General features: G+C 44.4%; 4 protein-coding genes. 3 read left to right on the top strand and 1 reads right to left on the bottom strand.

All coding sequences use genetic code 11. The features are described from left to right. Positions 1 to 226 precede the first annotated feature (226 nt). The 3 genes from CXF78_RS11490 to CXF78_RS11500 are packed head-to-tail and all read left to right on the top strand — an operon-like array spanning position 227 to position 4,919. Entirely contained in the window at positions 227 to 3,100 is a 2,874-nt protein-coding gene (locus tag CXF78_RS11490; RefSeq protein ID WP_102036858.1) for a xanthine dehydrogenase family protein molybdopterin-binding subunit, read from the top strand. Further along, complete coding sequence (locus tag CXF78_RS11495) at positions 3,097 to 3,633, top strand: (2Fe-2S)-binding protein (protein ID WP_011636335.1); 537 nt, start codon at positions 3,097 to 3,099, stop codon at positions 3,631 to 3,633. The genes CXF78_RS11490 and CXF78_RS11495 overlap by 4 nt, the downstream gene beginning before the upstream one ends. Further along, complete coding sequence (locus tag CXF78_RS11500) at positions 3,630 to 4,919, top strand: cytochrome c (protein ID WP_102036859.1); 1,290 nt, start codon at positions 3,630 to 3,632, stop codon at positions 4,917 to 4,919. The genes CXF78_RS11495 and CXF78_RS11500 overlap by 4 nt, the downstream gene beginning before the upstream one ends. A 117-nt stretch (positions 4,920 to 5,036) precedes the next feature. Here the strand turns inward: CXF78_RS11500 and CXF78_RS11505 are convergent, their stop codons facing one another. After that, on the bottom strand, positions 5,037 to 5,525 hold the full coding sequence (locus tag CXF78_RS11505; protein WP_011636333.1) for a hypothetical protein: 489 nt from the start codon (positions 5,523 to 5,525) through the stop codon (positions 5,037 to 5,039). Between the last annotated feature and the right edge of the window lie 496 nt (positions 5,526 to 6,021).

The following is a 6,021-nucleotide window of genomic DNA, read 5'->3' on the forward strand; positions in this document are numbered from 1 at the left end:
TTAAATCATCAAAATGCTGAATTATTAAACCTCCACGATAGCCACTCAAGAAACGCTATAACAATCTTGAATATGCATCCTTATATCAATATGTTACCGTACAGAGTGCTAATTTAGATTCAGCGCAATTAAAATATTCTGCTATGACAATCAAGCAAATAAGTCTTAATCGGACGACAATGAATAGGCCGTCTGATTTTTCCCTTAAGAATAACTGAGGTGAGATATGGATGTATCTAACGCGTCGAGACGGACCTTTATAAAACAATGTGTTATTGGCGGGGTCGCGGTATATTCCGCGCCTTTACTGTGGGAAATGAGTCGGGCCAATGCGTCCATCATTTCGCCTGAACTTGCTGCACAGTGGCAAACTCAGGTTAGCGGCCAATCTAAACCCAAATTTCGCAACGACGGTATCGCTAAAGTCACGGGACAAAAAGTATATGGTCGTGACTACCGTGCAATGGACATGGCTGGCTGGCCAAAACAACAAGGCTACGCGTTTATCTTGCGCGCCGCCGATGCATCTCATGTTTATCAAGGTTTCTCCCTCGACCACCTCCCAGCTTCAGCTAAGCCGTATAAAGTCATTACTGCGGCAGATCTAGCACGCGACAAGGTTAAGTTACCTGAGTTTTACGGTGACAATATGTTATTGCCCGAGGGACAAACAGCAGATTACCTTGGTCATGCGGTGGCCATTTTATTATTTGACAGTTTCCCAGCCTTTAAACAGGCTAAATCTTTGTTGCAGTTCGACAATACTTTATTACGCTTTGGTGAGAAAACGGCCTTTGTTTCAGACACTAAAGACCCTTATGCCAGCTGGCGTCTTATTCGGGTTGAAGGCGAAAATGGTGCCCGTGAAGATACTTATAGCCCACTACACGATGGACTATTTTTCCCCAGCGTTAAGCACCACAAACCGGTATGGTCAGGTGATGCTAATGCTCAAGGCTCGGTTTCTGAGCGCGGGCTTTATTATGCTGGCGAAATAGAAAAACAAATTGCGAGTGCCAAAACAGATCAACAGTGGCAAGTATTGGAGCGCGAGTACCGCACTCAAATTATCGACCCTATGATGATGGAACCTGAAGCCTTTAATGGCTGGTTTGATGCAAGTAACCAAACCTTTCATACCGTTATTACCTCTCAGTCGCCGCAAGACTTTCAAGAGATGGCCGTGCACATGCTGTCATCTGGGCCATTAGCTAACAAAGTCAAAAATCTAGTGGTGCATTCTCCTTATATTGGTGGCGGTTTTGGCGCTAAAGACCACTCGATATTTCCGTATTATGGCGTGTTGGCAACCATTTACGCCAACGGTCCAGTTCGGCTAGCTAACGACCGCTTTGAGCAATTTCAATCAGGTCTTAAGCGTCATCCTTTCATCATGAAAAGTCGTTTGGCCGTTGATAAAGCAACCTTGAAAATTCAAGCGTTAACCTCACAGATGACAGTTGATGGTGGCGGTCGAGTTAATTTCAGCCCGTCGGTCACCTCTGTTGGGGCGACGGCAATGCAAAGCATTTATTACACCCCACGTAACGATATTATCGCCACATCTTATGCGTCACGTAACCCTGATGCAGGCTCGATGCGCGGTTACGGTACATTGCAATCGATGACAGCAATGGAAGGCATGATCCACGAGATGGCCGCTGAGTTAAATGTTGATCCTTTTAAGTTACGCGCGGCTAACGTGATGGAGTCAGGACAGCGTAATACTCAAGGTGCTATCCCTAATGGCACGCTGAGATATCGCGAAATGCTCGACATGGCCGAACAAGCTCCCGTATGGCAAAACCGTGCAGATAATAAAGCGCGCTATGAAGCTAAAAATCCTGGCATGCGTTACGGCGTTGGTTTTGGTATTGCAACGAAAGATTATGGTACTGGTGCTGCTGCACCAAGTGCAGCAATTAGATTAGCCAAAGACGGTAAAATAACCTTAGAAATTGGCTTTATCGAAATGGGTACTGGTACTCAAACGGCTCAAGCCGTGGTTGTTAGTGAGTCATTAGGTAGTTTTGCGCATGAAGTGAAACTTGCTGAGATAGATATTTGGGATGCAATGCAATTAGTGCAAACCGACAATCCATACATTATTTCGCAGCAGCGCCAAGATGAAATGACGGCAAATCCACGTTGGACACCGGTTAAAGCGATGGCATCGTCGGCATCTATGTCGGCGTATTATCAAAGTCACGTCACTCGTATTGCCGCCGATATTATTTATCGTCACGGACTCTGGCCTGCTGCGGTGTCTATTTGGAACGAGTTGTATTTCAACACCCCAATGGGTAAAACTAATCTCAATCACTCTCGCGACGGCCGCTGGACTGATGGCAAGCTAACTGCCATGGGCTTTCCGCCGCTTTCAATCGACATTCTCGCCAAACGTGCCCACGATTTAGGTTTAGTGGTTGGCGTAATGGGTCATGCTTTTAACCGTTGGGCTTGGGCTGAAGCGGATTTTGAGATTTTCGGAACCAAAGAGCGCATAGCACTAGATGCGTTGGCGCTGCAATACGGCGAAGGTGATAAGTATCATGGTAGCGCTGCTCGTAAAGCCCGCATGAGCTCAAACGGCTATCACTTAATCGATCGTCAATCCATGAGCTACCCTAAAGCCGAGCTAAACAATGCCATGGTGACTTACTATGCTCCGTGCGCAACCTTAGTTGAAGTCGCAGTTAATGAAGGTAATGGCGAAGTTAGTTTATTGAGCTCTCACACTTGGTTAGAGGCCGGTAAAGTGATTGTGAATGAGTTAGTTGAAGGCCAAATACAAGGCGGTCTCGCGATGGGAATTGGTCATGCTCTGCATGAAGAATTACCCCCATTTGAAGCCGGTGCTGGTAATGGCACCTGGAATATCAACCGCTATAAGGTGCCGCTAGCACGACATGTTGGCGTTTGGAGCCAGCAACATACTATTTTACCGCAGTTGTCCGAAACCGATCCGAGCCGAGGCATCGCCGAAGTGGTCATGATACCTGTTGTTTCTGCGCTGGTTGAAGCCGTTTATCAAGCTACCGCAGTACGTTTTTACGAATTACCAATGACAGCGAAAAAAATCAAGGAGGCCATGGCATGAGCCAGTCAATTAAGTTAACCATTAACAACCAAGCTGTTGGCCCGATTGACGTCGGCGATGGCATCATGATGATTGAATTCTTACATGAGTATTTAAACCTCACTGGTACTAAGTTTGGTTGCGGTGCAGGCGTATGCCATGCCTGTACGGTAATCGTCGATGACGAGCAAGGTATGAGCGAAGTCGTCCGCACTTGCATCAATGGCGTCGAGCGTTTCAACGGTAAACGTATTCGCACGGTTGAAGGCCATGCTAAGCAAAATGCTCAAGGTGAAATCACTGCTCTGAGTCCTGTACAACAAACATTTTTAGAACATTTTTCGTTTCAATGTGGTTGGTGCACCTCAGGTTTTGTCAATGAATCTACCGCGTTAATTGAGCGACTAGAGCGAAAACCAATTGCCAAAGATAACGTTGAGCAAGTTATCGAAGATGCCTTAGGCGAACATGTCTGCCGTTGTACGGGTTATGTAAAATACTATGCGGCGATGAAAGATTTAATCCTCAAGACAGAGGGGTTAACCCTGTCATGAAGCCATTATATCAATATCACTTAAGCCGTTTAGTAAAGGCGCGAATAAAGCTCAGCCAAAATCTATTACTGACTTTGGGCTTAAGTTTAGGCTTGGGTTTATTCGCCTGTTCCAGCAACGCGGCTGATGAGGCTGGTAGCAACAGTAGCGACATCGAACGCGGTGCTTATCTGATGAAGATTGGCGACTGTGTGGCCTGCCATACAGCGGTAGGCGGACGAGAGTTAACCGGTGGACTGCCATTTGAAACCCCATTTGGGGCGGTATATTCAACCAATATCACCTCAGATAAAGATACCGGAATTGGCAAATACAATTATGACGATTTTTTTGATGCTATGCATCATGGCGTCGGCGTTAACGGTAATTTGTATCCAGCCATGCCTTACACCTCTTACAGTTTGTTATCGGATGAAGATACCAAAGCGATATATGCTTATTTGATGAGCACTAAACCCATCAAGCAAGCTAATCTCGACAATGATGTCTCTTTTCCTTTTAACGTTCGATTTGGCCTGAAGGCGTGGAACTTAATCGCCCATGATGCTGAAAAGTTTGCACCGAAAAAAGACAAAAGTGATCCTTGGAACCGAGGTAATTACTTAGTCAATGCGCTAGGTCATTGCGGTGAATGTCATACTCCTCGAGACAGCTTATTTGCCATGGAGCAAGATAAGCATTTTGAAGGCGCTGTTATCGAAGGTTTAGAGGCATCAGATATTACTCCTGCTGAACTTAACCGACAAAACTGGACTCATGATGATTTAAAGTCTTTGTTTACTGAAGGTTATTCTCGCAAAGGTACGGTATTTGGTGGCATGTATCCTGTGGTATACCACAGCTTTAGCCACTTAACTGATGCCGACATGCATGCCGTAAGCAGTTATCTGCTTGATACTGACGAAACCGTTGCAGCTAAAGCGCTGACCTTTAATGGCCACCAGCGTGAATTACCAGGATACAACCTATACATGGGTTATTGCGCTGGATGTCATGGTCAAAATGGTGAAGGTCGACCTAATGTTGCTCCGGCAATGGCCGGTAACGCCACATTAGATAAAGCCAGCCCGCACAATATCGTTGCGGTAATGCTTAAAGGTATAAAGAGCCAACATTACAATACCACCACCAGCTTTTATGCCATGCCTAGTTATGCCGATCAGTTAAGTGATGAACAGCTTAAAGACTTAAGCAATTATCTGCGCGTCACATGGAGTAATCAGCCAGGCGATGTAGATGTGGATACAATTCATGATTTAAAAGAAGTGATATTCGAACACGATTAACCATTTTAATCAGTTGTAGAATATCCGTTTAAGCAAAAGCCGACCCTTGGTCGGCTTTTTCGTTTCACTAACGATTAATGGCAAAACTAACGCCATAACAAGGTTTACCCAACGAGGTTACAACACATCGTTAAGGTCTTGTATTGCATCAATCACCATACCCGTACCAATGCTAATCAATAGCAAATCAGTACCAACACGGACAATTTTTTGTCCTTCTGGCGTACGACCTAGTTGAACAGTAAGCGCAGATGGTACATCGTAGTAAACAACATCAGCTGGCAGTGAGTAACCTTTGCGCCATTGCTTAGCACTACCCGGAGGTTGGCAACGATTGTGTTTTTTTGCTAACCCAGGTGGGCAATGCTTAGCATCACGGTTGGTATAATAGTAATTATTAACGATGACTTGGCGATCGTTACTAAAATAGGTCTGATAAGTTTCTTCATGTTCGTGATCATGCTTCTTATCATGCTTTTTTTGATGTTTGTCAGATTTATGCTTTCCGCTATTACCATGCGAGTCGTTGTCTTTAGCGAAGCTGTAACCTGATGAACACATCATTAAGGTACTGATAATGATCAATGGGATGATGTGACGATTCATAAAATGGATTCCTTTGCGATTAAATAGGCGCTTGTCATAATAGTTAACCAGCGATATGCCTGACCGTTAAAAAAAACCAAATACTATTAATGATACGGTTGATATGGGTGTAAAGGTAGTCGTATTGCACACTATTGTCGACACTAATCTAGATTATTGTTAATTAATGTTCGCGTATAATCGTTACTTTTGTTTCAATGCCATTTGTGAAAACAACACCTTATTCGTTCCGCATAAACCCAGAAATATTTGATGTTTTAATCCTTATGACGTTACTCGTTAAGACTTTTTTATCGTTGATAAAGGGACACAGAAAAGCAGAGAATATACAAAAAATTGATAAACAAGAGTGCGTTTGCCCCTTTAGGTTTTAATAATACCGTTAACACCCAACGATTACCGTTGTGATGACAGGCTCTCCAGTACTCTGCCAGTGATACTGAAAATAACAACTGGTTGCAATAACTTCGGCTGCAGTCGGCTCTGCAAGGGCAAG

It is taken from the genome of Shewanella sp. 11B5 (assembly GCF_002836795.1).
GTDB classification, from domain to species: Bacteria; Pseudomonadota; Gammaproteobacteria; order Enterobacterales; family Shewanellaceae; genus Shewanella; species Shewanella frigidimarina.

Coding starts and splice junctions, on each gene's coding strand:
- CXF78_RS11490 (WP_102036858.1), top strand. CDS start 227: ATGGATGTATCTAACGCGTCGAGACGGACCTTTATAAAACAATGTGTT.
- CXF78_RS11505 (WP_011636333.1), bottom strand. CDS start 5,525: ATGAATCGTCACATCATCCCATTGATCATTATCAGTACCTTAATGATG.
- CXF78_RS11500 (WP_102036859.1), top strand. CDS start 3,630: ATGAAGCCATTATATCAATATCACTTAAGCCGTTTAGTAAAGGCGCGA.
- CXF78_RS11495 (WP_011636335.1), top strand. CDS start 3,097: ATGAGCCAGTCAATTAAGTTAACCATTAACAACCAAGCTGTTGGCCCG.